Source organism: Kitasatospora sp. NPDC127111 (genome assembly GCF_042677465.1).
Lineage (GTDB): Bacteria > Actinomycetota > Actinomycetes > Streptomycetales > Streptomycetaceae > Kitasatospora.
The window spans coordinates 4,031-27,326 of record NZ_JBHXTG010000099.1; the positions used below are offsets into that span (position 1 = coordinate 4,031).

Here is a 23,296-nt window from a genome sequence, read left to right on the forward strand (position 1 = left end):
GGGGGGTGGGGGGGGGGGGGGGCGGCTGCCGCAGGTGGGCCACCCCCCCCCACCCCCGGGGGCTGGGCCCGGCCGCGCCCGCCCCGCCCCACGAGACCTGCCGCTCTGAGGCGTCGGGCATCGAACGCCGGGCGGTGGAGTTGCCGGGGCTCGCCCCCGCCGGGTGGAGTCGACCTGGAGTGGACGAGCCCCCCGTCCTCCCCGTCGACGGCGGTCGCGCACGCCGGAGGCGGTGCCGGGAACACCGGAAGCGGCGCCGTGGGCACCGGAAGCCTCGCCGGTCGAGCGGGTACTCAGTGGCTCAAGGGCCGTCGGTTCGGGCCGGCTGTTGTTGCTTCCCCTGGCGCAAACAATCAGTCCGACGGTCGGAGCCAAGGCTTCGGCACTGCGGGCGTCGGCAGTGCCCGGACGTAAGGATCTCTTCACGCGAACCAGATCCTGCATGATTCAACGGGCTGTGAAAGCACGTTCGTACCGACTGGCTGTCTGGTCCAGGCGGGCGCGTGGTCTGCTTCTTCCACTGCTGATTCGATCGGTTCCAATTCTATGATTCCCCCGCTCGTCGGACCAGGGGTGACGGCAGCCGGCGGGATGCTTGACCGGCGCTTGACCCATCGCCGGGGGCAGCGCCACCGGCGGGGGGCGTGCGGGGCGGGTGGGGCACCTGGGGGATCACTGCACGCAGAACTCGTTGCCCTCGGGGTCTCCGGAGGAGTGGCATTGACGGTTCTACGGCGAGACCGAGAGAGCCCCGCCCGGCATCGGTCCCGGACGGGGGAGAGAGGTTCTACTCCGGCAGGTCGGCGGGCACGCCCATCGGGTTCACCCGGGGCCACTCGCGGCTTCCTGGTGGTCGATCGGGACGGACTTCGGGGCCGGACCGCCGCACCGGGCACAGCGTACGAGAGCGAGGCGGGGCCACGTCTCGCGGAGCCGGTTCGAGTGGTCGCCCCCATGGAACGGCTTGCGGTTGCACGGGGCGCCGTCGGTCTTCTCAGGGCGCGGGGCGCCGCACGTCGGTTTCTCGGTAGCGGCGAGGGTGGGCGCTCCGGCGTACGTGTACTCGGGGTCAGGCTCTGTCGCACATTCGGTGGCAACAGAGCGTTGCCACCTTCACTGTCGGTGATACCACCGGGTCGACCGGGTGCTCTGGGGCGAACGCCCGCCGGGTGGTATGCGGATGCCCGGGTTGGACGGCCCCGTTTCGGCAGACGCCGAACCCCGCTCCGACACCGCCACGCAGGGGCACTTTTTCGCGCGCACGTGGGAGGCGTCCACACAGGCGCGCGTCCAGTCGATCAGTCCGGCCGCGTTCAACTCGGCCAGGAGTATGCGGTGCAGGGCCTCGAACACACCGGCCTGCTGCCAGCGGCCGAGCCGCCGCCAGCAGGTCTGCCCGGAGCCGAAACCCATCTCCAGCGGCAACTGCTGCCACGTGATGCCGGTGTACAGCACGAACAGGATGCCCTGCAGGCAGCGCCGGTCATCCACGGGACGCGGGCCCGGCGACCGCTCCGGCCACGCCGGAAACAGCGGCTCGATCCGGGTCCACAGCTCGTCGTCCACGATCCACGGCTTGTTGCTCACGGCATCACAAACGGACGAATCGTCGCATCGTTACGCGCCACCAGCACCGATCAGCAAGATCGTGTTACGAGTTCTATGGACAGCACCACTGATGATCTACCCCCACCAGGAGCTGCCACCTACCGCCCCTATTGCTCTTGGAGATCATTTGTCAGACACGGCCTAGCACTGAACCTGGCGTAGGTCGGGCGGCGAGGTTGTCGATGTCTGGTCGGCCCAGCCGGCGCACCGACCACTGTCAGGGGAACGGCACCGACATCACTCAATCAAGCTCGGTAGCCCTCCGGTTCGCGCACGGTCAGGTCGAGGTGCTGTGCCCGGTCGGCCGGAGCCCCGGACACGTGATCACTCGCCGGCTCGGTTCGCCGACCGGGCTCACGAGCGCAGGACCGGCAGCCCGGCCCGCAGCCGGTCCAGGAAGTCCTCGACCAGCAGACTGCCGTCCTCCGCGTCCACGACCTCGGGCACGAACGCCTCGATGATGCCGTCCCCGACGGCGAAGTCGGCGTCGTCGTCATCCTCATAGTTGTTCACCCAGCGCGCGTCGGGGGCGCCCACTTCCATGTGGTGGTCGTAGTCGATCACCCAAGGGGTGTCGACGATCCCGGTCTGCAGAGAGCCGTGGTTGTACCAGCCGTAGACCAGGTGGGTGAAGGCGCCGTCGTGGATGTGGATCTCCGCGGCGCCGCCCTCCAGGGTCTCGGCCTCGGTGCGTCCGCCGACGTAGAGCCCGGGCCGGTCCTCGTAGAGCGCGATCGGACCTTTGACCGTCAGGTCACCGGTGACCACGATCAACTCGACGTCGTGCTCGTCGCCCCCACGGCGCAGTTCGTTGACGGCGTCCAGGAAATCCCCGTCGAGCATGAGGTCGCCGTCGAAGAACAGCACCTCGTCGTAGCCGGGCGACGCTCCCGCCCCCTCGAACACGGCGGACAACGCGCCGCCCAGGCGGGCGTCGGCGTCGGCATAGGAGAGGACTGCGGGGATGGCGGATGTCGGCATGGGGAGGAGTGTAGATGCGTGCCCTGACAGCCCAACGGACAATCCAGCGCCGCACACAGGCAGATCCAGCACCGCCCGGACTTGGGCCACGGTTACCCGATCACAGCCACTCGTTGATGGCCGCGCTGAGGGCGCTCGCCCCGGAGCGGACCGCAAGCTCGTCATAGCGCGCGGCCACGCGCGGTGCCAGGAGCATCGAGATCAGGCGCCGCTCGCCGCCGCGCGCGTCCGCGGGAGCCGCCAACCCGGCCTGACCTTTTACTGATCGTTTCAGAATGACTGTCGAAGGCGCCGGAGGCGGATGATGCTGCAGGCGAGGTCGAGTAGTCCTTGGTGGAGGTCGGCGCGTCGCTCGTAGCGGGTGCGGAGGCGCTTGAACTGGTGAAGCCAGGCGAAGGCGCGCTCTACGACCCAGCGGACCTTGCCGAGTCCGGAGCCGTGGGCGACGCCGCGTCGGGCGATCATCGGCTTGATGCCGCGCGTCCACAGCAGGCGGCGGTACTTGTCGAAGTCGTAGCCCCGGTCGGCGAACAGCCGCCGGGGCCTGCGGCGCGGGCGTCCTCGCAGTCCTCGGATCGGCGGGACCGCGTCCAGCAGGGGCAGCAGCTGGGTGACGTCGTGGCGATTGCCCCCAGTGAGCGTCACGGCGAGCGGGGTGCCGCAAAGTCGGACAGCCGCCAGTAGTCCTCGGCGGCGACGATCTCCCCGGCCCGACGCGACACCCCCTGGTCGGCCAGCGCGATCGCCACCGGCCGGCCCGGGGCGCCCCGCCCGAAGTCCGCACTGTCACCGGCCCTATGTGCAGCAGAGCGGGCGGCCCCGCCGCCGGAGCTCCACCCTGCTCCGGCAACTGCACGATCACCGTCTCCATCCGCCACCCTCCGGTCACGCCTCGCTACCCAGTGCGACAGATCGGGACTCGTCCGCGCACGAAACACCGCGTGCGGCGCGGCACCGGCGGGAGGCCGGTCCCGAGCCCGGGTCGAACCGTGCTCCCGTCCGCCGACGGTGAGGCCCGTACGGACTCCCGCCCTACCGCGCCGGCAGGTTCACCGCCCAGACGCTGAACGCGGCACCCTGCGGGTCCCGGAGCGCCGCGAGCGGCCCGACCGGGGTGTCGATCGGCCCGTGCACGACGGATCCGCCGAGCGCCTCCGCACGGGCGGCGGTCTCCTCGACGTCGGTCACCGCGAAGTAGACGATCCAGCGGGCCACCGCGCCCTCGCGCTGGAGGGGGATGACTCCGCCGACCATGTCCTCGCCGGCCACCAGTCCGGTGAACGGCGAGCCCCCGAGGTCCACGACCCGTACGGTGAGCCCGAACACCTCCCGGTGGAAGGCGAGGGCCGCCTCCCGGTCACCCGTCATGAGCTCACTCCAGGTGTACGCCCCGGGCTCGTTGACCACGAGCCCCTCGGCGCCCTCCCCCCTCGCGCAGAGCCCGACGAGCGCACCGGTCGGATCCACCGCGAGGGCCGTCCGCTCCTCCCCCACGCCGTCGCCGGGTGGCATCAGCAGCGAACCGCCCGCCGCCTCGACCTTGGCGGCGGCGGCCTCGATGTCGTCCACGGCGAGGTACGTCCACCAGGCCGGGGACGCGCCGCCCGCCTCGACGATCCCGGCGACCACTCCGCCGTGGTGCACGGCGATCGTGTGGCCCGGGGCTTCCGGAGTCACCGAGTCCTTGAACTCCAGTTCCTTGAGGTCTCGATCCTTGAACTCCCAGCCGAACAGGCCGCCGTAGAAGGCCATCGCGGCCTCCCGGTCGGTGGTCCGGAGGTCGATCCGACTGGGGGTGCCTTCGCGCCACCAGGTTCGTCGCGGCATGACGGTCAGCTCTCCTGTTCCGGGCAGCGCGAACAGCGCGGCCGGCCGTGCCGGTCGCGCTGTCGCGGAGTCTTCGGGGCCGAACGCATCCGCCCCCTGAACGGCGGTGCGTTCAGGGGGCGGATGCGTTCGATGTGCGGTACCCGTCCAGCCTAGCGCGGCACGGACATGACCGTCCATCAGAACCCTAGAGACCTCCCGGTCGCTGGACGACTGCGCGCCGGTGGACGGCTCGCACGTCCGGGCCCTCAAAGGGGGGACCTTGTCGGCTCCTCGCCCGTCGACCGCGCCCGTCCCGGCTCCAAACACCATGTGATCGTGGACCGTTGCGGCACCCCGCTCGCCGTGACGCTCACTGGGCGCAATTGCCACGACGTCACTCAGCTGCTGCCCCTGCTGGACGCGATCCCGCCGATCCGAGGACTGCGAGGACGCCCGCGCCGCAGGCCCCGGCGGCTGTTCGCCGACCGGGGCTACGACTTCGACAAGTACCGCCGCCTGCTGTGGACGCGCGGCATCAAGCCGATGATCGCCCGACGCGGCGTCGCCCACGGCTCCGGACTCGGCAAGGTCCGCTGGGTCGTAGAGCGCGCCTTCGCCTGGCTCCACCAGTTCAAGCGCCTCCGCACCCGCTACGAGCGACGCGCCGACCTCCACCAAGGACTACTCGACCTCGCCTGCAGCATCATCTGCCTCCGGCGCCTTCGAAAGTCATTCTGAAACGATCAGTTAGGGCTGCTCCCAGTGGATGCGGCGCAGCCCGAGGTCGTTCAGGAGGTACGTCGCGTCGTCCCGGCGGATCGCATCAGTCGCCGCGATCGCTTCCAGTTCGTCCAGGAGGCGATCGCGGTCCGCGGCAGGCAGTTGCCTCAGCCAGTGCGCGATGCGGGGGAACTCCATGTCCAGGTTGGCGTAGTCGAGCGAGACCAGGATCGCGGCGCGTACGGTCTCGTAGGTCGCGGGCTTCGCGCTCCCGTGAGCTTCCGGCTCGCCCCGTTCGCTGGACATGGGACGCACGATATGTCGCCGGAAGGGGCGGCCCTGCCGAGCCCCCCGCTCCTACGCGGTCCTGGAACACACCGACGATGCCGGCTCCCGCGCGGCGGCCCGCCCACCCCGGGCCGCCGGCTCGCTGAGCTCAGGAAGCCGGGTGCAGCGGATGGCTGACCCAGACGTTCGGCTCGACGTACACGGCGCGGTCGTGGGCGAGGTCGGCGTGCACGGGCACGAGGGCGCCGGGGACGACGGTGTCGCCGTCGCGGTCGAACGGCAGTCCGGTCCACCGGCGCCACTGGTCGAGGGAGGCGCTGACCGTCATCGAGGCCGGCGCGACCTTCACGATGGAGGCGCCGGCCTTCACGTGGACGCGCAGCCACGGGTCCTCGGGCAGGCCGTCCGGACGCCGCCGCCCGACGTACTCGGCCATGGGCAGGTGCGGCTGCAGGTGCTTGGCCGTCGGGCGGACCGGCGCGAGCAGCGCCCGGTGGCCCTGGGCCGCGGCGGCGTCGCGCAGGGCCCCCAACATGCGGTAGGAGAGGCCGCGGCCGAGGTACCCGGTGTCCACCGTGATCTCCAGGGCACTGGCCGCCGTCGGCGTGCAGGCACGGCGCAGGTCGCGGAACGCCCACGACAGGACGCGGTCCCAGCCCTGGTCGGGCGTCTCCTCACGGCCCTCCGCCAGCGCGTCGAACGGGACGGCGAGCGCCCGGGCGACCACCCGGTCGCCGTCCGTCGCCACCGCGCAGTACTGCGGGAACCGGACGACGACCTCGTCCAGGAGGGCGCTGGCGACCAGGTCGTGCGGCACGAAGACGGGCCAGGTGTCGTCGAGCTCGTACACCCGCGGAATCAGCGAGGGGCGCTCCGCGAGCGTGGTGATCGTCAGGGCGTCAGCGACCGACGGGGCGTCAGTGAACGCCAGGGATTCGGTGCCTGCCAGGGATTCGGTGCCCGGCTGGGCTTCGGTGTCTGTCACGGCCCGACACCCTGCCACAGCCCTACCAGGAGGGGCTACTTGTTTCCGCAGGCCAGAGCCACGCCCGGGGATTGTCGGTCCCCGCACCTACGATCCCCGCATGCCTGATGCCTTCACCGTCCTGTGGACCCACGACACCTGCCGCGCCCTGCGAAAGGCGGGCCGCGTCGGCGAGCGGCCGCCGGTCGCGTTCAGCGGCGTGCACACCTCGCTCCCGGCCTGGTCCGGTGCCCGGGCCGGGGACGAGGTGTACGCGCTGCACGTCAACCGGCGCGTCGTCACGGTGGTGAGCCGCATGCGGGTCGTCGACCGGGAGCGGCAGGACTGCTGCGGCACCGCCCCCAGGACCTGGCGCGATCCGGCCTTCCCCGGGCACGGCGACTGGTCCATGCTCGGTGCCGGCGGCTGCGGGGCCTCCGCGGTCCACGTCGACGCGACGCCCGTCCGTTTCGACGTGACCGTCCCCGGCGACCTGCTCGCCACCCTGACCTGGCGGAACCGCCGGAACCAGACCCGTGTGCTCAAGTACGTGGTGGACGGGCTCCTCGAACGCTCGATCAGCCTCCAGGGCTTCTACCGCCTCACCCCCGAGTCGGCCGAGGAGCTGGCGGCGATCGTCGACTCCGCGAGCCCCTCGATACCGGCGAAGGAGCCCGCTCCCCGTCCTGCCGGACGTCGTCAGTCGACCAGAGCGGGGGCGAAGTAGTCGCGCAGCCGGGCGATCTTCCCGTCCCGGATGCGGAAGATCTGGACGAGCGAGACCACCACGTCCTCCCCGTCCGCATCACCGACACCGTCGGCATCGCCGTCGCCGTCGAAGACCGTGTCGATCTCGGCGATGAACACGTCGGGATCGGACGTGGTGTGCAGCACGTACCCGGACTTCGCGAAGTTCGGCGAACGGCCGCCCTCCACCGGCTTCTCGTAGTACGCCGCCATGGCGCGCCGGATCTCCTCACGGCCCACCAGCCTCCTCGGGAAGGCCGCACCGGCGGGCACCAGCGGCGCCTCGAAGATCCCGTCCTCGGTGAAACTCTCCGCGAGAGCGTCGGCGTTCCGGGTCACCACGCCGGCGTAGACATAACCCTCGAAGATCTCCCGTGGCGTTCGGGACACGCCGCCTTCCCTGGACTCGGACACGCTCGGACACTGCGGGCCACTCCATCACATCCGGGCCGACCTGATCGACGGTTCCCCGAAAAGCTACGGCGGGCCGAAACTCGCCGCCCACAGCCGGCACGAGTGCTTCGAGGAGATCCTCGCCGACGAAGCTCGGCGAACCGCTCTTCCGGCCCGGGTAGCAGCCCCAGTCGTAGCCTCGGACCACGCCCAGGCGCGGGGCGGCCACCTGCCCTCGGACCCCGGCCGTGCCCCTCGGACCCCGGCCGTGCCGCTCAGACCCCGGCCGCGACGACGACGGCGTCGGTGGCGAAGCCGACCAGGAGTCCGGCCAGGATCATCCACGTGGTCAGCTCCTTCATCGCCGCGCGCCGCGCGACGGCCAGCAACTCGATGACCACGTAGAGGATCGAGCCGGCGGCGAGGCCCAGGAAGGCGACGCTCACGGTGTCGTTGACCACCTGCTGCCCGATGAGCGTGCCCACGAAGGTGGGCCCGCCACCGATGAGGCCGAGCAGGGCCAGGGCGCCCCAGGACGGTCGCTCGCCCTCGGCCGCGAGCGGGGCGACGATGCCGAACCCCTCGGTCGCGTTGTGCAGGCCGAAGCCGATGACGAGCAGCAGCGCGAGCGAGATCTCGCCCTCGGCGGCGGAGTTGCCGATGGCCAGGCCCTCGGCGAGGTTGTGCAGGCCGATGCCCACGGCGATCATCAGGGCGAGGCTCGCGGCCCGGGAACGGGCCCCGGGCACCAGCTCCGTAACGGCCGCCGCCCCGGGCCCCTGGGACAATCGCGGCGCGGGCGCGCTGCGTCGGGCCATCCACCGGTCGTAGTGGACGAGCCCCATCAGGCCGACGGTCAGCCCCGCGGCGAGGACCGCGCCGTCGGTCACGGCGGTGCCCCAGTGGTGATCGCTCAGCGCCGCGTCCGTGGGCTCCCACGCCGCGGTCAGGACGTCCCAGAGCAGGAACAACAGGATGCCGATCGCGCTGGCGTTCAGCGCGGCCCGCAGTCGCGGCGCGGGGCGGCGCAGCCGGCCGATGGGCAGGCCCAGGAAGATCGTGAGGCCCGCCACGGCACCGAGCAGGGCAATCTGTGGACCGGACATGAACACCCTCCGCGACGAGAAGCGGCCCAGCCTCTTTTGGTAAGCCTTACCTAAGAGCTCTCCCCTCAGCTTTACCTCCCCCGGCGCCCGGCCGCATCCCCGACGAAGCCGCCCGGCTCACGTGACGGGCGCGCCGTCCGACCGGTGACACAGCAGCCGCCGGAGCGGCGGGCGGCGGTTCCTTTCCTGCCCAGTCGGCGCCGTCGTCAGCGCGGTGTCGCCGTGGGCGTCTGCTCGACGAGGGTGGCCGTGGCACGGTCGAGGAACTCGCGGAACCGGCGGTGTTCGCCGGTGCTGAAGCCGTCCGTCAGGGCGCGCTCCAGCACGATGACTTCCTGGTAGGCCCGGGCGAGCAGGTCCCGGCCGGAGTCGGTGAGGGTGACGATCATGACCTTCGTGTGGGTCGCCCCGTTCGCCGCCGTCACCGGCGTGGCGAATTCGGCCGCACGAGGCACGACGGTGCTCCCCAGATCGCCCCAGGCAGCGCCGAAGGCCGCCGCCCGCGGCAGGGTGGCGGCCTTCCAGGGCCTTCTCGGCACCGACCGCTTACGGCGTGCCGCAGGTCAGCCGGAACTCGTGGCGCTCGACGGTGACCTCACCCGGGTCCGGTTCTCCGTTGGTGTTCAGGTCCCGGTAGACGACCTGGTGCTCCTCGTGGATGGTCAGGGTTCCGATGACCCTCCCGTCCGCAGCGTGGATCGTGCGCTCGTCCTGGGTGCTGACGTTGCTCACCGTGTCGTACGGGAGCCGCAGCACCACCTGGAAGTCGTCCCGGTCGAGGCCGCTCTGCACGTACCGCCCGTCGGGCAGGTCCATGTGGAAGTCGACCACGTTCGTCCCGGTGATCACCACCGCCGGCCCGTTCGACACGACCCACCCCGTGGAGTGCTCCGTGAGCGTGACCGTTCCGAGGAGATCCGGCGGCAGACATCCCTCCAGCGGCGCGGTGTAGGTCTCCGTCTCCGTCACGTCGAAGTGCTCGATGGCCCCCGCCGCCCGGGCCGGCGCCGCCCCAGCCAGCACGGACACCGCGAGAACGGCGGCCAGCGCCGCCGGACGACGAACAGACAGCGACCAGGCCATGGTTCGAGCACCTCTCCCACGCGGGACGTCCAACAAGTGCCTTCAACCTCGCACCTGACGCCGTCGGCCGCCGTCCCACGAGTTCAACCGAGTGACCCCGCCCCCACGAGCTGCCTGAACGCGGCGCCCCCGGCCGTCGGCGGTGAGTAAACACCTACCGCGCGTCGGCACACCCTGAGCCGCACGTGGCCGTGCGCTGCTAGGTTGCGTCCAGGCGAACGTGTGTACGGAGGGTTGTGCTGTGGTCGGGCTGGGAGCAGTGGCGGGGATCGCGATGGTGGAGCTCGGCATGGTGATGACGCCGGGGCCGAACATGATCTACCTGGTCTCCCGCTCGATCGCCCAGGGCCGCCGGGCGGGGCTCACCTCACTGGCCGGGGTCGCCCTCGGCTTCCTGGTGTACCTCTTGGCGGTGTCCGCCGGTATCGCCACCGTCTTCGCGCTGGTGCCGGAGATCTACCTGACGGTCAAGCTGGCCGGAGCGGGCTACCTGCTCTGGCTGGCCTGGAAGGCCGTCCGGCCGGGCGGGCGATCCGCTTTCGCGCCCCAGGAGTTGAAGCAGGACGGACCGCGCAAGCTCTTCCTGATGGGCTTCCTCACCTGCCTGCTCAATCCCAAGGTGGCCATCCTCTACATCTCGCTGCTGCCGCAGTTCGTCGACCCGTCGCGCGGCCATGTCGGCCTCCAGGGGCTGCTGCTGGGGCTGACCCTGATCGCGGTCGGGGTCGCGGGCAACGCGTTCTTCATCGTGACGGCCGGCTCCGTCGCCGGGTTCTTCGGCCGGCACCCGCTCTGGCAGCGCCTGCACCGCTATGTGATGGGCATCGCGCTGGCGGGCTTCGCCGTCAGGATCGCCACCGAACGAACGGGCGCGGCGGTCGCCGTGCGTTGACAGCCGACAGCTCACGGCCGCGCGTCGAGGGTGACCGCCACTGGTGAGCTGGCCTCTCGTCAGCCCAGGGTGCGTCGTCAAGGTCTCCCACCGGAACCGGCCGGCCGCCGAGCGGTGACACCTCGGGAGGAGGATCCGCGAGACCTCCCGGGTCTGGGCCGGGCTCCACGGGGACCGGGAGGACCGGCTGGAGCCGGAGGAGGACATCCGCGCCGTCCTCGGCCCGCAGGAGGTGAGGTTCGGGACGCGGGACGGGCCTGATCACGGTCACCGGCACCGATCGCGGCGAACACGTCTTCCCGGCCCCGCTGCCCGACCGCACAGGACACCCCGGATACGCGCGGCGGAGCACGACGGATCCTGGGACGAGTACCGGGTGGGCTTCTCCGAGGGGCTCTACCGGCCTCTGGTCGGCGAGGACGTGGTCGGCCCGAACAACTCCGCCTCCACCCCGTGACCGACACGAGCGCTGCGGCCTGACGACCAGCGCCCGCTGAAGCGCTCGTTCACTGGGACCGGTTGCCGGCCGGTGTCCCCCGGCCCGCATGGGTGGGGCGGTCGCGGGCATCCGCCGGGCATGGGCACACAGCATGTGGAGACGGAGCGGAAGTACGACGGGAACGCGCTGCCGGAGCGGCTCGACCGGGTGCGGGGTGTAGCGGTGGCGCAGCGTGCCCGGCCGCAGGACCTCGACGCCGTCTACTACGACACGCAGGACCTGCGTCTGCTGCGCCGGCGCATCACCCTGCGCCGGCGCACCGGCGGCGACGACGCCGGCTGGCACCTCAAGCTGCCGCGTGCCGACGACGCGCGCCTGGAGGTCCGGCGGCCGTTGGCGGCTGGCGGGCCGAACGACGTCCCGGCCGAGCTCGCCGTCCTCGTGGCGGCCGTCACCCGTGGCGCCGCGCTCCGGCCGGTGGCGCACCTGCGGACCCACCGCGCCCGCCGGCTGCTGCGCGACGACCGGGGGGAGACGCTCGCGCGGATCACCGAGGACCGGGTCACGGCCCAGGTCCTGGATGCGGGACGCGTCGCCGTCGCGCCCGCGGACGGTCGGGTGGCCGACGCCGAGGCCGGCGCGCCGGGAGAGCGTCCCGCGGGCGAACCCGGCCCGGCGGGCGGGACCAGTACGGAGGTCCTCGGGTGGACCGAGTTCGAGGTCGAGCTGGAGCACGGCACGCCGGCTCTGCTGGACCGGATCGAGGCCGTGTTCGCGGACGCGGGGCTGGTGCGCTCGCCCTGGCCCTCGAAGCTCTCCCGGGTCCTCGGCGAGCCCCGGGTCTCCGCGGCCGCCCCGTCCGCGGCCGCCCCGTCCGAGGGCGCCCCGGACGGGGCGGTGCACGCCCCGGCAGCCGGGTCGGCCGGTGCCCTCGTCATGGGCGGCCTCCGGGAACAGCTCGACACCCTCCTCGGCCTCGACGCGGCCGTTCGCCGTGACGAGGCGGACTCCGTGCACCGCATGCGGGTCACCGCCCGCCGCCTGCGGAGCCTCCTCAAGGCCCACCGGCGGATCTTCGAGCGCGACTCCGCCGAGGCGCTGGCCACGGAACTGCGCTGGCTCGGGAAGCTGCTCGGCGAGGCCCGTGACCAGGAGGTACTCGGCGACGAACTGGTGGACCAGCTGACCGCCGTCCCCGCCCCGATGCGCGGCGCCCTGCGCGGCCGGCTCACCGAACGCTACGCCCACGGCTACCGGCAGGCCTGGCAGCGGGCGGTCGCGGAACTCGACGACACCCGTTACTTCGCCCTGCTCGACCGGCTCGACGCCTTCGCCGCCGACCCGCCGCTCCGCGGGCGGGCCGACCGCAAGGCGCGCACGTACCTGTCCGGCGTACTGCGGCGTGAGCAGCGCCGGACGCTGAAACGCCTCGACCGTGCCCTGCGCACCGAGCCGGGTCCGCGGCGCGACGAGGCGCTGCACCTCGCCCGCAAGGCCGCCAAGCGCGCCCGGTACACCGCCGAGAACGCGCGGCCCCCTCTCCCGGACCGCGCGCAGAAGCGGGCCGCGAAGTTCGGCGCCCGGATGAAGAGGCTCCACAAGGTCCTGGGCACTCACCAGGACAGCGTGGTGATCCGGCAGGAGCTGACCACCCTCGCGGCCGAGGAGACCGGCAGCCGGCGGCACGCCTTCGCCTACGGCGTCCTCCACGAACGCCAGCGGCACATCGCCGACGCCGCGCAGCGGCGCCTGCCGAAGCTGCGCCGCCGGGCAGGTCGCCGCAAGCTCACCCGGCTGCCCTGAGCCACCCTCACCCGACTGCCCTGAGCCCTGAGCGGGGCCGCACCGGGTTGTCGCAGGCGGCGCCAGGTACCCGTACGGCGGCCACCCGCTCGGCGACCCGTGCGGGCGGCGGTCGCCGTCCGCACCGGTCAGCGGATCCGCCCGCGGCTGCCCCTGGCCCGGAGCACACCGAGCAGCAGGGCCACGAGGAACACGACGACCCCGATGACCAGCAGGTAGAACAGGCCCTCCGCCACGGCGCCGATCAGCCCCAGCACGATCGCGATGATGACCAACAGCAGGATCCATACCATGAGGTGCCTTCCTTCCTCCGGGTCAGGGGCACGACGCCAGGTCGTGTACCACGAGTCGCCCCGGGAACCGGCGCGCCTCCCTGACCATGGGACTGATGGACCGCGCTTACCCCGGCGGCCCATGGCCACACCCAGTACACGTGGGACGGGCGGCGCATGCCGGCCCCGGGGCCGGGTACGCCCCCTCCCGCACGAAGGGGTCGCTGAGGCGGCCGAGGAGACGAAGGGTGCCGGATATGATCCGAAAGCTGCAGGCGATCGCGCTGGACTGTGCCGATCCGGGACGACTCGCGGAGTTCTACGCGGACCTGCTCGGCGGCCGGGTGGTCACGGACCCGGAGGATCCGGGCTGGGTGGAGGTGCACGGTTTCGAGGGCACGCCGCTGGCCTGCCAACGGGTCGACGACTACCAGCCGCCCCGGTGGCCCGGCCAGCAACACCCGCAACAGCTCCACCTCGACTTCGACGTGGACGACCTCGACGGGGAGGAGAAGCGTGCGCTCGCCCTCGGCGCGACCGTTCTGGAACGCACCGACCAGCTCCGCCCGGACGCCAACTGGCGCGTCTACGCCGACCCGGCCGGCCATCCGTTCTGCCTCTGCCTCCACTGACCTCAGCGGCCTCCACCGAACCCCCGGGGCCCCACGTCACCATGGCCGCCGTCCTCGCCCCGGACGTCGCGATGTCCGGGGCGAGGACGGGTACCGCCGGGTAGCCGGTGCTCCCCCTGCGGGGGACGGCGGGCTTCGCCCCGGGACGTCCGTGCGGGCCGACGGTTCAGGCCCGCTGTCCGAGGGCCGGGCGGACCAGCCGCCGCCGGACCGCCCACGCCGCCGCCCCGAGCGCGAACCCGTAGACCGACACGAGCCCGTGGCCGTTGTCCTGGGCGAGCCACATCGCGAGGCCGAGTGCCGGGACGGCGCCCCCCAGGGCGATCTCCTTGCGGAGGCGGGTGCGGGTGAGGAGCACGAGGGCGAGGGTGCCGCCGAGGAAGTAGGTGGCACCGGAACTGCCCGCGAAGTTGCGCGGGTCGGTGCTGGGACCGTCGCCGAGGCCGAGCAGCGTGTCGATGCGGCCGGGCAACAGGATGCCGGCGAGGAAGAAGCCGAGGGTGAGGGGGCCGCCCCAGCACCACTGGGCGAGCGCGGCGACGGCGGCGAGGGTCAGGAGGTTCCACAGGCCGCCGGAGAGACCGCCGTTCTGCATGAACACCGAGGTGAACTCGCGCCACCAGCCGGTCTTGGCGGGGTCGGCGTCCAGCGCGTCCATGGCGCCGGACCAGGCCAGTTGGAGCAGCACACCGCCAACGGCGAGCGTGGTCAGGGCGACCGCCGCCCAGGGGAGCGGCCGCCCGCGCAGCGTGTCCCGGCCGACCACGCCGAGCCCGCAGTTGACCATCATGATCATCAGCGCGGCCGTGGTCACGTTGAAGACGATCACCCCCATACCCGCTCTCCCCCGTTCGCGGCGCATTCCAACGCCGTTCGAAAATCCGACGGCGCAAAGCTAGCACAGCTTTCCAACGGCGTTGGAAAAGGCTGTACGTTGGGTGCATGAAGCTCACCAAGGAGGGCATCGTCGACGCGGGGATGGCCGTCTTCGCCGAGGTCGGCTACCAGAACCTCTCGATGCGCCAGGTCGCCGACCGCCTGGACACCCACGCGGGCAGCCTCTACTACCACGTGCGCGGCAAGGACGAGCTACTCGCCCTGATGGCCGACCGGGTCTGCCGCCAGGCGTACGACGCCGGCACCGAAGCCCTCGCCGCCCTCCCTCCCGCCGCCACCTGGCAGGACCGCGTCGAGACCCAGGCCAGCACCCTGCGCCGCAGCATCAAACGGCACCCCGGCGGCGCCCAACTCCTCGCCGAGAGCCCCGGCACGCTCAGCACCGGCGCGCTCTCCCTGATGGAACGCCTGCTGCGCACCCTCCTCGACGCGGGCGTGCCCGCCGACCACTGCGGCATCGCCGCCGACACCCTGCTCAGCCACGTCACCGGATTCGTGCTCCAGGAACAGAACCAGCCCACGACGCCCCCGGCGGTCACCGCCGAGCTCCACGCCGAACTGTGCGAGCGGTTCCCCCTGCTCATGGGCCCGTCGGTACCCCGCCCGAGCCAGGACGAGAAGTTCACGCGAAGCGTCCGCCTGCTCTGCGCCGGCTTCGCGACGCTCTCCCGCGACGTCACCTGACCGCTCCCGGATGCGGGGACACCGCCAGCCGTCGGCGGGCCGGTCCGGCGCGGGCGGGGATTCGACACGGCACGGAGGAGTGAACCGAGGTGACGCCCGGCGCTGCGGCGCGTTGTACGGGGTGTCGGCCGGTCCGCCTCGCCCCCTTGGAGTCCCCGTGACATCCGCGCCCTCGTCCGACCCCCGCAGCCCGCTGCGCCGCAGTCTCGGCGAACGGCGGCTCGTGCTGGTGGCCTGGCGGTTGATCATCCTGCAGGCGGCTCATCCCGCCGTGGCGGCCGGAATGACCCGGTACTCGACCTACCGGGCGCACCCGTGGCGGCGCATCCAGCACACCCTGGACAGTGGGGCGAGGCTGTTCTCCGCCGGGCCGGAGGAACGCCGGCTCGAGGTGGCCCGGCTGGCCCGTACGCACCGGCGGATCCACGGCACCGACGACGCGGGACGGCCGTACACCGCCGAGGACCCAGCGGTCCGCGCCTGGGTGATGGTGACGCTGTACGAGGCCATCACGGCGATGCGCGAACTGTCCGGCGAACGGCTCGGGCCGGCCGAACTCGAAGCGTTCTACGGCGAGTTCAGGGAGGTCTGCGAAGCGCTCGGCATTCCCGGCGAGGCCGTCCCGCCGACCGCCGCCGACGTGCCGCCGTACGTGGAGCGGAACATCCGCGAGGTCCTCGAGTACGGGGACCTCGTCCGTCACCTGCTGTTCGAGATGCTCCGCGAGGCGCCGGCCCCCCGCAGGCTGGGGCGGCTCGGGCCCGCGTGGCCGCTCCTGCGCGTCGTGGCGGCCCGCGTGCTGAGCGGCCTCACGGTCGCCGACCTGCCGCCGGCCTGGCACGAGCGGTTCGGCACCCGCCCGTCCCGCTCCGCCGCCGCCCTGTCCTGGATGCTGCACCACGGCGCTCGGCACGTCGTGACCCGCCTGCCCGAGCACCTGCGCTACCGCCGCCCATCCGCCATCGCCACCGGCCGACAGCCGGTCCCCCGGCGCGCGCCGGCCCGCCAGGTGCCGCGGCTCCGCGTCGCCGACTCCCGCGGGGCCCGCCTGGAGACCTTCTTCCACCAGGTCCTGGACCAGACCGGCGACGGACGGGTCGACACGGCCGACCTCCAGGCCATGGTCCACACCATCTGCTGGCAGCTCGAACTGCCCGCCGAGCGGGAAGACGTGCTCTACGCCGCGTTCGAGTCCTGGTGGAGGCACCTCTGCCGGGCGATGGACGCCGACGGCGACGGCACCGTGGACTGCGGCGAGTTCGTGTCCGCGATGCTCGCCGGCGTCGACCGGGACCCGGCCTACCTGGACCGCGGCCTGGGGCCCGCGGTGCGCGCCCTGTTCCGGGCCGCCGACACCGACGGCAGCGGCCACCTGGGCGCGGACGAGTACCGCGCCCTGTTCGGCGGATCGCGGGTCCACCCGGCCGAACTCAACGACGGCTTCCGGCAGTTGGACACCGACGGCGACGGCCTGATCAGCGAGGAGGAGTTCGTCACCGCGTTCGCCGACTTCTTCACCGCCCGGACGGACACCATCGCCGGCGCGGCCCTCCTCGGCCGCCCCTGACCCGGGGACCGGGACCGGCGGGCTCGTGCGTCGAGGTGCCGCGCGTTCCGTCCGGTGGAACCGGTGCCACCGGTCGCACGCGTCGCACCGGACGGACCACGGCCGGTCGCTCCGCGTAGTGGGCGTGCTGGGGTGGGTCGGAAATCCGGGCGAATCGGAGGAGCATCTATTGCTGGGGGGCGTGTGAGCGCCACGGCGCCGCCGGCGACCCGGGTGCGTAGCGCGCGGAGGCGAGGAGGAAGGCCATGATCGTCGACTGTGCACACTACCGCGACGGACGCCGCCAGCACGAAGGCCCGATGCCGTTGGAGCAGGCGGCCGCACGCTGCGCACAGGGCGGATTCGTCTGGCTGGGCGTCTTCGAACCGGGGCCCGAGGAGCTGGCCAAGGTACGCGAGAGCTTCGGCCTGCACGAGTTGGCCATCGAGGACGCGCAGGCCTTCCACCTGCGGCCCAAGGCCGAGCAGTACGAGGACGGCACGGAGCTGATCATCCTGCGCACCGCGCGCTACGACGACGAGCGCGAGGAGGTCGACACCGGCGAGATCAGCATCTTCCTCGCCGAACACTTCGTGATCACCGTGCGCCAGGGCATCGCCAGCGAGCTCTCCGGGGCCCGCAGCCGGCTCGAGCGCCGCCCCGAACTGCTGCGCGCCGGCAGCGCCGCCACGCTGTGGGCGATCCTCGACCAGGTCGTCGACGGCTACGCACCCGTCGTCGCGGAGCTCGATCGCGACATCGAGCAGATCGAGGCCACGGTGTTCTCCGGAGCGGTCGCCCCCACCGAACGGATCTACTTCCTGCGCCGCGAGGCCACCGACTTCTACCGCGCCGTGCACCCGCTGCTCGCCGTGCTCGGCCGACGGCTGCAGTCCGGCAGGTCACCGTCCGAACTCCTGCCGTACTTCCGCGACGTGCACGACCACCTCCTGCTGGTCAACGAGGAGGTCGCCGCCCAACGCGACCTGCTGGCCACCGTCCTGGAAGCGAACATCGCGGTGATCTCCGTCGAACAGAACAAGATCAATCTTCGGCAGAGCGCCACGATGGAACGGCTCACGATCCTCGCGTCGGTGTTCCTGCCGCTGTCCTTCGTGGTCGGTTTCTTCGGACAGAACTTCGCGTGGCTGGTCAGCCACATCAGCAGCTTCACCGCGTTCCTCGTCCTCAGCGTCTGCGGCCTGCTCCTGCCGTGCCTGCTGCTGTACCTCTGGCTGCGCCGACGGCGCCCTCACCCGACACCGCCGATCCCGGAGATGGTTCGCAGGTGAGCCACCGGCGGTCCGGAGGTGATCCCGAGGTGAGCGGCAGGACGGCACGGGGCGCTGCTACAGCCAGTCGTTGCGGCGGAACGCCCGGTAGACGAACCCGCAGACGGCGACGATCAGCAGCAGGACCAGCGGGTAGCCGAACTTCCACCGCAGCTCCGGCATGAAGTCGAAGTTCATCCCGTACACGCCCACGACCAGGGTGGGCACCGCGACCAGGGCCGCCCCGGCGCTGATCTTGCGCATGTCGGTGTTCTGCTGCACCGACAGCCGCGCGATGCTCGCGCCCAGGATGTTGCCCACCAGCTCGTCGAAGGCGAGGATCTGCTCCCTGACCTGCGCGTGGTGGTCGGCCACGTTCCGCAGGTAGGCCGCTATCGCGGTCGGCACCAGGCCCGACGTACCGTCCGACAGCCGCTGCAGCGGCGTGCCCAGCGGCACCACCGCCCGCTTGAACTCCAGCAGCTCGCGCTTCAGCTGGTAGATCCGCCCCGCGTCGTCGGTGCGTTCGACGGAGAAGACCTCCGCCTCCAGCTCCTCGACGTCGCGCTCGAAGGCGTCGGCGACGGTCAGGTAGCCGTCCACCACGTGATCGGCCACCGCGTGCAGCACCGCCGTCGGCCCGACGGCCATCAGCTCCGGGGTGGCCTCCAGCATCCGCCGCACCACCCCCAGAGCCGGGGCGCTCCCGTGCCGCACCACGATCGCGAACCCGGGCCCCGCGAACACCATGATCTCCCCGGTGTCGACGATCTCGCTGGTCGCCGTCACCTCGTCGTGCTCGACGTAGACGATCGTCTTCAGCACCAGGAACAGCGTGTCCCCGTACCGCTCCAGCTTCGGCCGCTGGTGCGCGCGCACCGCGTCCTCCGCCGCGAGCGGATGCAGGCCGAACGCCGCCGCGATCTCGGCGAACTGCTCCGCGCTCGGCTCGTACAGGCCGATCCAGACGAACCGGCCGTCCTTCCCGCCTATCCGCTCCAGGACGTCCGACAGCTCCACCGCGCCCGGCAGCCTGTGCCCGTCCTCGTACAGCGCACAGTCCACGACCGCCCGCGAAGCCAACCCGACCACCATCCTCTCCCTGGCGGCCCTCGCGGCCGACGGGCTGCCAACCTACCCCCCGTCGGCGGCCCCGGAACCGTCGGCCTCGAACGCCCGCTCCGGTCGGGCACGCAAGGCGCCGCGCCCGTCCGCCGTCGGGTCGGGACGTCGCTGCCCGTGGACGCCCCGACCCATGCAGACCCAGAGCCGGGTGCGACACCGGGACCTTGCCGTCGCGTTCGAAGCCTTCGGCAGGGCGGGCACGGCGGTCGCCCCGTTCGCGCGAGGTTCGTGGTGGACTGTGCCGACGTGATCCGTGACACGACGATGGGGTGAAGGCGATGCCTCTTGAGGGCGAGTACGAGCCGAGTCCGGCGCCCATGGTGCGCGACCAGGTCGAGCTGTACGAGAGCTCGGGCGGCACACGGGGAACGACGCTCTGGGACACGGGCCTGCCGGTCGTCATCGTCACGATGCGCGGCGCGAAGAGCGGCCGGATCCGCAAGATTCCGCTGATGCGCGTGGAGCACGAGGGGCGGTACGCGGCGGTGGCCTCGAACGCCGGCGCCCGGCGCCACCCGGTCTGGTACTTCAACCTCAAGGCCGACCCGCGGGTGGATCTCCAGGACGGCCCCGGACGCCGGGGCATGACGGCCCGTGAGGTCACCGGGGACGAGAAGGCCCAGTGGTGGCAGCGCGCGGTCGCCGCGTATCCGCCGTACGCCGCGTACCAGGAGAGGACCCACCGCGTGATCCCGGTCTTCGTCCTCGAACCCGACCACCTGGGCGGGCCGGCGCAGGCCCCGGCGCCGACCGGGGACTGAGCTGCCGACCCGAGGTGGCCGTGCTCAGACGGCCGGGGCGGGCACCGGAAGGCGGGTGGCCGCCGGCATGAGGTCCTCGCCGGCCACGCGCGTCGCGGCGGCGAGGGCCCGGCCCACGGCGTAGGCGTGGGCGCTTGCCGGGAGGCTTCCGCGGCGCCCGCTGAGCATCACCTCGACGCTCCCCGGCGCGCCGTCCGACCGCGCGGGCCGGCCCAGGCGCCGCAGGGTCTGCCGGGCGACCGCCTCCGCGCTGTCGTACAGGGTGGTGCCGGCGGGCAACCGCCGCAGGATCTCCGGCGCCACCAGGGGGTAGTGCGTGCACCCCATCACGACGACGTCGCAGTGGAGGGGAGTCCGCTCGACCGCGTGGGCGATCGCCTCGGACGCAGCGGCCACGTCCCCGTGGTCGATCGCTTCGGCCAGCCCGGGACAGGCGACCCGCACGACCGGCCTGCCGTTCGCGAAGTCGGCGATCAGGCGGGCCTGATAGTCACTCGCCGTGGTCCGCACGGTGGCCCACACCGCGATGCTCCTGCCCGCCACTGCGGCCGGCTTCACCGCGGGAACGGTGCCGATCACCGGCACCCGGGGCTCGAACGCCTGGCGCAGGGCGTCGATCGCCGTGACGGTGGCGGTGTTGCAGGGCACCACGATCGCCTCCGCACCCCGCTCGACCGCGGAGCGGGCAGCGGCGAACAGACGGTCCGTGATGAAGGACGTGCTCTTGGGTCCCCACGGGGCGCCCTCGGGGTCCGAGTGCAGCAGCAGATCGAGTTCCGGGGCGAGGTGCCGCACCCAGCCGGCGGTGGAGAGAAGGCCGAGTCCCGAGTCGATCAATGCCACTGTCATGATGATCAAGCTACCAAGCCCGTTCCCACCGGGGGAAGCGCGGAGGCCGGGCGTGTGATCGACTCCTGGCCCGGTACCCTCGGGGCCTTCCGGCCCGCGCGGCCCGTTCGGCACCGGGCGGCGGGGGGCGTGCCTCAGCGCTCGCGGGTGGCGCCGGCGTCCGACGGGCCGTCACCCGGGCACCGGGGGTGGACGATCCTCCGGAGGCTCGCCTTGTTCAGCACCCAGTCCTGCAGCGGCGGGTCGTCGTCGTCCTCCCGGTCGGTGAGGACGAAGCTCACCCACACGTCCTCGGCCGGCGTCAGTTCGAGGGTCCGCTGGTCGGGCAGGCTCTCGTAGGTGATGGTCCGCCAGGAGAGGCCGGCCGCGGTGAGCGCGGCGGTGAGCACCGACTCGGTGACGCGCGAGTCGACGGTGCGCAGCCCGCCGCCGGGCAGCGGGAGTTCCAGCTCGCCGTGCCAGACCGGGATGAACAGCCGCTCCAGCCGGCCGCACCGGCAGAAGACCGGTTGCAGGCTGCCCCGGCCGAACCGGTGCTGCCCGGAGCCGCTCCCGTCGGCGGGGCCGCCGTCCCAGGGCTCGCCGTAGCGGGCGGTGAGCCCGGACAGTGCGACGCCGACCCGGAGGGCGTCCAGCGCACCGGTGGCCGCCAGCGCCGCCAGCTCGGCGACGAAGTCCGGCACCGGTGGCCCGGCGGGGTGGTCCTGCTGCATGGCGGTCGATCCCCCGCGTGGTCGTCGTGCCGGCGTCCGAAGATCGGCAACCCGCCCACCGTAGCGAACGGCGAGCGCGGGGACCGCGTGATTGCGGCGCGGCGGCATGCCGCATGCCGCATGCCCGCAGTATATCGATTCCGATATGCATCGGCGCCGATGTATGGTCTCTCCGTCCCTCAGCGAGCAAGGAGTCGACCATGCGCCATGCCCCCGTGACCCCCGACGGCGACCTGATCCGGTGGGTGGAGATCCCCGGCGCCGAGCCCGCCCGGCTCTACCTGCACGGGCTCGGGGCCAGCTCGCCCGTGTACTCGGCGGCCGCCGCCGCGCACCCCCTGCTGACGGGCCGGCGGTCGCTGCTGCTCGACCTCCTCGGCTTCGGCATCAGCGACCGCCCGACCGGCTTCAGCTACACGCTCGAGGCCCACGCGGACGCCGTGGCCGCCGCGTTGGAGGCGGCCGACGTCACGGGTGCCGAGGTGATCGCCCACAGCATGGGCGGCGCGGTGGCGATCCTGCTCGCCGCCCGGCACCCGCGGCTGGTGTCGAAACTGGTCCTGGTCGACGTCTCACTGGACCCGGCACCGGCGGTCCCCGTGCCCGGCAGCAGCGCCATCGAGACCTTCACGGAGGAGGAGTTCCTGGCCGGCGGCTGGGCGCGGACCGAGCAGCGGGTCGGCCCCACCTGGTGGTCCACCATGCGCATGGCCGGCCGCGAGGCGCTCCACCGCACCGCGGCCCACCGCGCCCGGGGCACCGTCCCCACCCTGCGCGAACACCTCACCGCGCTCCCCCAGCCGCGCACCTTCCTCCACCCGGAGGCCGACGGCGCACCGGCCGGCGTCCGCCGGCTCGTGGAGTCCGGCGTCACCGTCCGCGCGATCCCGGACTGCGGCCACACCATCATGTTCGACAACCCCGAGGGCTTCGCGCGGGCGGTCGCCGACGCCCTGAACGGCTGACGCCGCCGGGGCCGACCCGGCAGAACGGGCGGGACCGGCAGATCCAGCAGGACTGGCAGGAACAGCTGGCAGGGCAGTCCCGGAAGGACCGTCGCGCGTGCTGTCGGCGGGGTCTGATCTACTACCTGGCGAAACAGACCGACGGTCGGGAGGACAACGGTGGGCGTTCTGACGGACTACTTCCGCGCGCCGGACGCGGCAGCGGTCGTCCGGGCACTCGAACGGGCCGACGGCGGGTCCCCGCTCACCGCACGACCCCCCGCCTTCGACGGGGTCGAGGCCAAGCGGATCGACCCGAGCGTGGTCCTGGCGCAGCTGATCGCGGCCGTCCGCGACGTCCCGTGGCAGGTGGACCTGGTACGGGAGACGTACGTCTGGCCGACCTCGCCGGCTCCCGGCCCGGACGGCTTGGAGGACGAGGACGACCCCTGGGTGACCGGGCCTTGGGTGTCGCAGCTCCCACCCGAGGTGCGTGACACGCTCGCGGCGGTGCACGACTCCCGGCTGCCCGCCATCGCCGAGAGGTGGGCGCAGGCGGAGGAACTGCACGGAGCGCTCGCCGACGACCTGCGGCCCGTCGCCCACGACCTCGTCCTGCTGGCCGGGCGCGCCCGCGACGCCGGCGAGCAGCTGTACTGCTGGGTCTGCCTCTAGGCGGCGAGCGGGGCCGCCGGGTTCCCTCCGGCACGCGCCGGGTGACCGCTCACGCGCCGGGAACCGGCCCCCCGAACCGACCGGCCCCCGGCCC

24 protein-coding genes and 3 pseudogenes are annotated in these 23,296 nt (G+C 72.5%); 11 read left to right on the top strand and 16 right to left on the bottom strand.

The window, feature by feature from the left end:
- Window positions 1-1,113: 1,113 nt before the first annotated feature.
- The 5 genes and pseudogenes from ACFVHB_RS36385 to ACFVHB_RS36405 form a co-directional block, all read right to left on the bottom strand.
- On the bottom strand, window positions 1,114-1,587 hold the full coding sequence (locus tag ACFVHB_RS36385) for a transposase (protein ID WP_380331077.1): 474 nt from the start codon (window positions 1,585-1,587) through the stop codon (window positions 1,114-1,116).
- A 375-nt stretch (window positions 1,588-1,962) separates the two neighbouring features.
- A complete protein-coding gene (locus ACFVHB_RS36390) occupies window positions 1,963-2,589 on the bottom strand; it encodes a hypothetical protein (protein WP_380331080.1) in 627 nt (208 codons plus the stop codon).
- 270 nt (window positions 2,590-2,859) lie between these two features.
- Window positions 2,860-3,336, bottom strand: a pseudogene (locus ACFVHB_RS36395) (IS5 family transposase); the annotation flags it as partial.
- Window positions 3,249-3,460: pseudogene (locus ACFVHB_RS36400) on the bottom strand (serine/threonine protein kinase); the annotation flags it as partial. The pseudogenes ACFVHB_RS36400 and ACFVHB_RS36395, both read right to left, overlap by 88 nt.
- 161 nt (window positions 3,461-3,621) lie before the next feature.
- Window positions 3,622-4,416, bottom strand: a complete 795-nt coding sequence (locus ACFVHB_RS36405) for a VOC family protein (protein WP_380331083.1) — start codon at window positions 4,414-4,416, stop codon at window positions 3,622-3,624.
- Window positions 4,417-4,633: 217 nt separating this feature from the next.
- Between ACFVHB_RS36405 and ACFVHB_RS36410 the strand changes: the two are divergent.
- Window positions 4,634-5,136: pseudogene (locus ACFVHB_RS36410) on the top strand (IS5 family transposase); the annotation flags it as partial.
- Between the two features lie 9 nt (window positions 5,137-5,145).
- Here the strand turns inward: ACFVHB_RS36410 and ACFVHB_RS36415 are convergent.
- Both ACFVHB_RS36415 and ACFVHB_RS36420 read right to left on the bottom strand, forming a co-directional pair.
- Window positions 5,146-5,424 (bottom strand): hypothetical protein, encoded by a 279-nt coding sequence (locus tag ACFVHB_RS36415; protein ID WP_380331086.1) that lies wholly within the window; start codon window positions 5,422-5,424, stop codon window positions 5,146-5,148.
- A 130-nt stretch (window positions 5,425-5,554) separates the two neighbouring features.
- Window positions 5,555-6,337: an N-acetyltransferase gene (locus ACFVHB_RS36420; protein ID WP_380331144.1), complete on the bottom strand. Its 783-nt coding sequence runs from the start codon at window positions 6,335-6,337 to the stop codon at window positions 5,555-5,557.
- Between the two features lie 154 nt (window positions 6,338-6,491).
- Here ACFVHB_RS36420 and ACFVHB_RS36425 point away from each other — a divergent pair, with 154 nt between their 5' ends.
- Window positions 6,492-7,097, top strand: a complete 606-nt coding sequence (locus ACFVHB_RS36425; RefSeq protein WP_380331089.1) for a hypothetical protein — start codon at window positions 6,492-6,494, stop codon at window positions 7,095-7,097.
- On the opposite strand, the gene ACFVHB_RS36430 is transcribed toward ACFVHB_RS36425, so the two are convergent.
- From ACFVHB_RS36430 to ACFVHB_RS36445, 4 genes are all read right to left on the bottom strand, one after another.
- Window positions 7,070-7,507 carry a nuclear transport factor 2 family protein gene (locus tag ACFVHB_RS36430; protein ID WP_380331090.1) on the bottom strand — a complete coding sequence of 146 codons (438 nt, stop codon included), beginning with the start codon at window positions 7,505-7,507 and terminating at the stop codon, window positions 7,070-7,072. The two genes, ACFVHB_RS36425 and ACFVHB_RS36430, sit on opposite strands and share 28 nt — an antisense overlap.
- 278 nt (window positions 7,508-7,785) lie before the next feature.
- A complete protein-coding gene (locus tag ACFVHB_RS36435) occupies window positions 7,786-8,616 on the bottom strand; it encodes a ZIP family metal transporter (protein WP_380331093.1) in 831 nt (276 codons plus the stop codon).
- A 206-nt stretch (window positions 8,617-8,822) separates the two neighbouring features.
- Window positions 8,823-9,005 carry a hypothetical protein gene (locus ACFVHB_RS36440; RefSeq protein WP_380331096.1) on the bottom strand — a complete coding sequence of 61 codons (183 nt, stop codon included), beginning with the start codon at window positions 9,003-9,005 and terminating at the stop codon, window positions 8,823-8,825.
- Between the two features lie 157 nt (window positions 9,006-9,162).
- Window positions 9,163-9,699 (bottom strand): hypothetical protein, encoded by a 537-nt coding sequence (locus ACFVHB_RS36445; protein WP_380331099.1) that lies wholly within the window; start codon window positions 9,697-9,699, stop codon window positions 9,163-9,165.
- A 241-nt stretch (window positions 9,700-9,940) separates the two neighbouring features.
- Between ACFVHB_RS36445 and ACFVHB_RS36450 the strand changes: the two genes are divergently transcribed.
- Together ACFVHB_RS36450 and ACFVHB_RS36455 are read left to right on the top strand one after the other, a co-directional pair.
- Window positions 9,941-10,591, top strand: a complete 651-nt coding sequence (locus ACFVHB_RS36450) for a LysE family translocator (protein WP_380331102.1) — start codon at window positions 9,941-9,943, stop codon at window positions 10,589-10,591.
- 577 nt (window positions 10,592-11,168) lie between these two features.
- The gene (locus ACFVHB_RS36455) at window positions 11,169-12,833 is read left to right on the top strand and encodes a CHAD domain-containing protein (RefSeq protein ID WP_380331105.1); all 1,665 of its coding nucleotides are present in this window, start codon (window positions 11,169-11,171) and stop codon (window positions 12,831-12,833) included.
- 128 nt (window positions 12,834-12,961) lie between these two features.
- On the opposite strand, the gene ACFVHB_RS36460 is transcribed toward ACFVHB_RS36455, so the two are convergent.
- Window positions 12,962-13,126 carry a hypothetical protein gene (locus tag ACFVHB_RS36460; protein ID WP_380331108.1) on the bottom strand — a complete coding sequence of 55 codons (165 nt, stop codon included), beginning with the start codon at window positions 13,124-13,126 and terminating at the stop codon, window positions 12,962-12,964.
- 236 nt (window positions 13,127-13,362) lie between these two features.
- On the opposite strand from ACFVHB_RS36460, the gene ACFVHB_RS36465 reads away from it, so the two are divergent.
- A complete protein-coding gene (locus ACFVHB_RS36465; protein ID WP_380331110.1) occupies window positions 13,363-13,737 on the top strand; it encodes a VOC family protein in 375 nt (124 codons plus the stop codon).
- 166 nt (window positions 13,738-13,903) lie between these two features.
- On the opposite strand, the gene ACFVHB_RS36470 is transcribed toward ACFVHB_RS36465, so the two are convergent.
- The gene (locus ACFVHB_RS36470; protein ID WP_380331113.1) at window positions 13,904-14,572 is read right to left on the bottom strand and encodes a hypothetical protein; all 669 of its coding nucleotides are present in this window, start codon (window positions 14,570-14,572) and stop codon (window positions 13,904-13,906) included.
- A gap of 107 nt (window positions 14,573-14,679) precedes the next feature.
- On the opposite strand from ACFVHB_RS36470, the gene ACFVHB_RS36475 reads away from it, so the two are divergent.
- The 3 genes from ACFVHB_RS36475 to ACFVHB_RS36485 all read left to right on the top strand — a co-directional run bounded on the left by ACFVHB_RS36475 (window position 14,680) and on the right by ACFVHB_RS36485 (window position 18,156).
- Entirely contained in the window at window positions 14,680-15,318 is a 639-nt protein-coding gene (locus tag ACFVHB_RS36475; RefSeq protein WP_380331115.1) for a TetR/AcrR family transcriptional regulator, read from the top strand.
- Window positions 15,319-15,475: 157 nt separating this feature from the next.
- Window positions 15,476-16,885, top strand: coding sequence for an oxygenase MpaB family protein (locus ACFVHB_RS36480; protein WP_380331118.1), 1,410 nt, complete (start codon window positions 15,476-15,478; stop codon window positions 16,883-16,885).
- 245 nt (window positions 16,886-17,130) lie between these two features.
- Window positions 17,131-18,156: a CorA family divalent cation transporter gene (locus tag ACFVHB_RS36485; protein WP_380331121.1), complete on the top strand. Its 1,026-nt coding sequence runs from the start codon at window positions 17,131-17,133 to the stop codon at window positions 18,154-18,156.
- 57 nt (window positions 18,157-18,213) lie between these two features.
- Here ACFVHB_RS36485 and ACFVHB_RS36490 read toward each other — a convergent pair whose 3' ends face one another.
- A complete protein-coding gene (locus tag ACFVHB_RS36490) occupies window positions 18,214-19,230 on the bottom strand; it encodes a magnesium and cobalt transport protein CorA (RefSeq protein WP_380331124.1) in 1,017 nt (338 codons plus the stop codon).
- A 308-nt stretch (window positions 19,231-19,538) separates the two neighbouring features.
- Between ACFVHB_RS36490 and ACFVHB_RS36495 the strand changes: the two genes are divergently transcribed.
- Window positions 19,539-20,021, top strand: a complete 483-nt coding sequence (locus ACFVHB_RS36495; protein WP_380331127.1) for a nitroreductase family deazaflavin-dependent oxidoreductase — start codon at window positions 19,539-19,541, stop codon at window positions 20,019-20,021.
- 24 nt (window positions 20,022-20,045) lie between these two features.
- Here ACFVHB_RS36495 and ACFVHB_RS36500 read toward each other — a convergent pair whose 3' ends face one another.
- Complete coding sequence (locus ACFVHB_RS36500) at window positions 20,046-20,870, bottom strand: glutamate racemase (protein ID WP_380331130.1); 825 nt, start codon at window positions 20,868-20,870, stop codon at window positions 20,046-20,048.
- Window positions 20,871-21,004: 134 nt separating this feature from the next.
- The gene (locus ACFVHB_RS36505) at window positions 21,005-21,583 is read right to left on the bottom strand and encodes a hypothetical protein (RefSeq protein WP_380331133.1); all 579 of its coding nucleotides are present in this window, start codon (window positions 21,581-21,583) and stop codon (window positions 21,005-21,007) included.
- A gap of 200 nt (window positions 21,584-21,783) precedes the next feature.
- Between ACFVHB_RS36505 and ACFVHB_RS36510 the strand changes: the two genes are divergently transcribed.
- On the top strand, window positions 21,784-22,548 hold the full coding sequence (locus tag ACFVHB_RS36510) for an alpha/beta fold hydrolase (RefSeq protein ID WP_380331136.1): 765 nt from the start codon (window positions 21,784-21,786) through the stop codon (window positions 22,546-22,548).
- Window positions 22,549-22,707: 159 nt separating this feature from the next.
- Window positions 22,708-23,202 carry a hypothetical protein gene (locus ACFVHB_RS36515; RefSeq protein ID WP_380331138.1) on the top strand — a complete coding sequence of 165 codons (495 nt, stop codon included), beginning with the start codon at window positions 22,708-22,710 and terminating at the stop codon, window positions 23,200-23,202.
- Window positions 23,203-23,296: the final 94 nt, after the last annotated feature.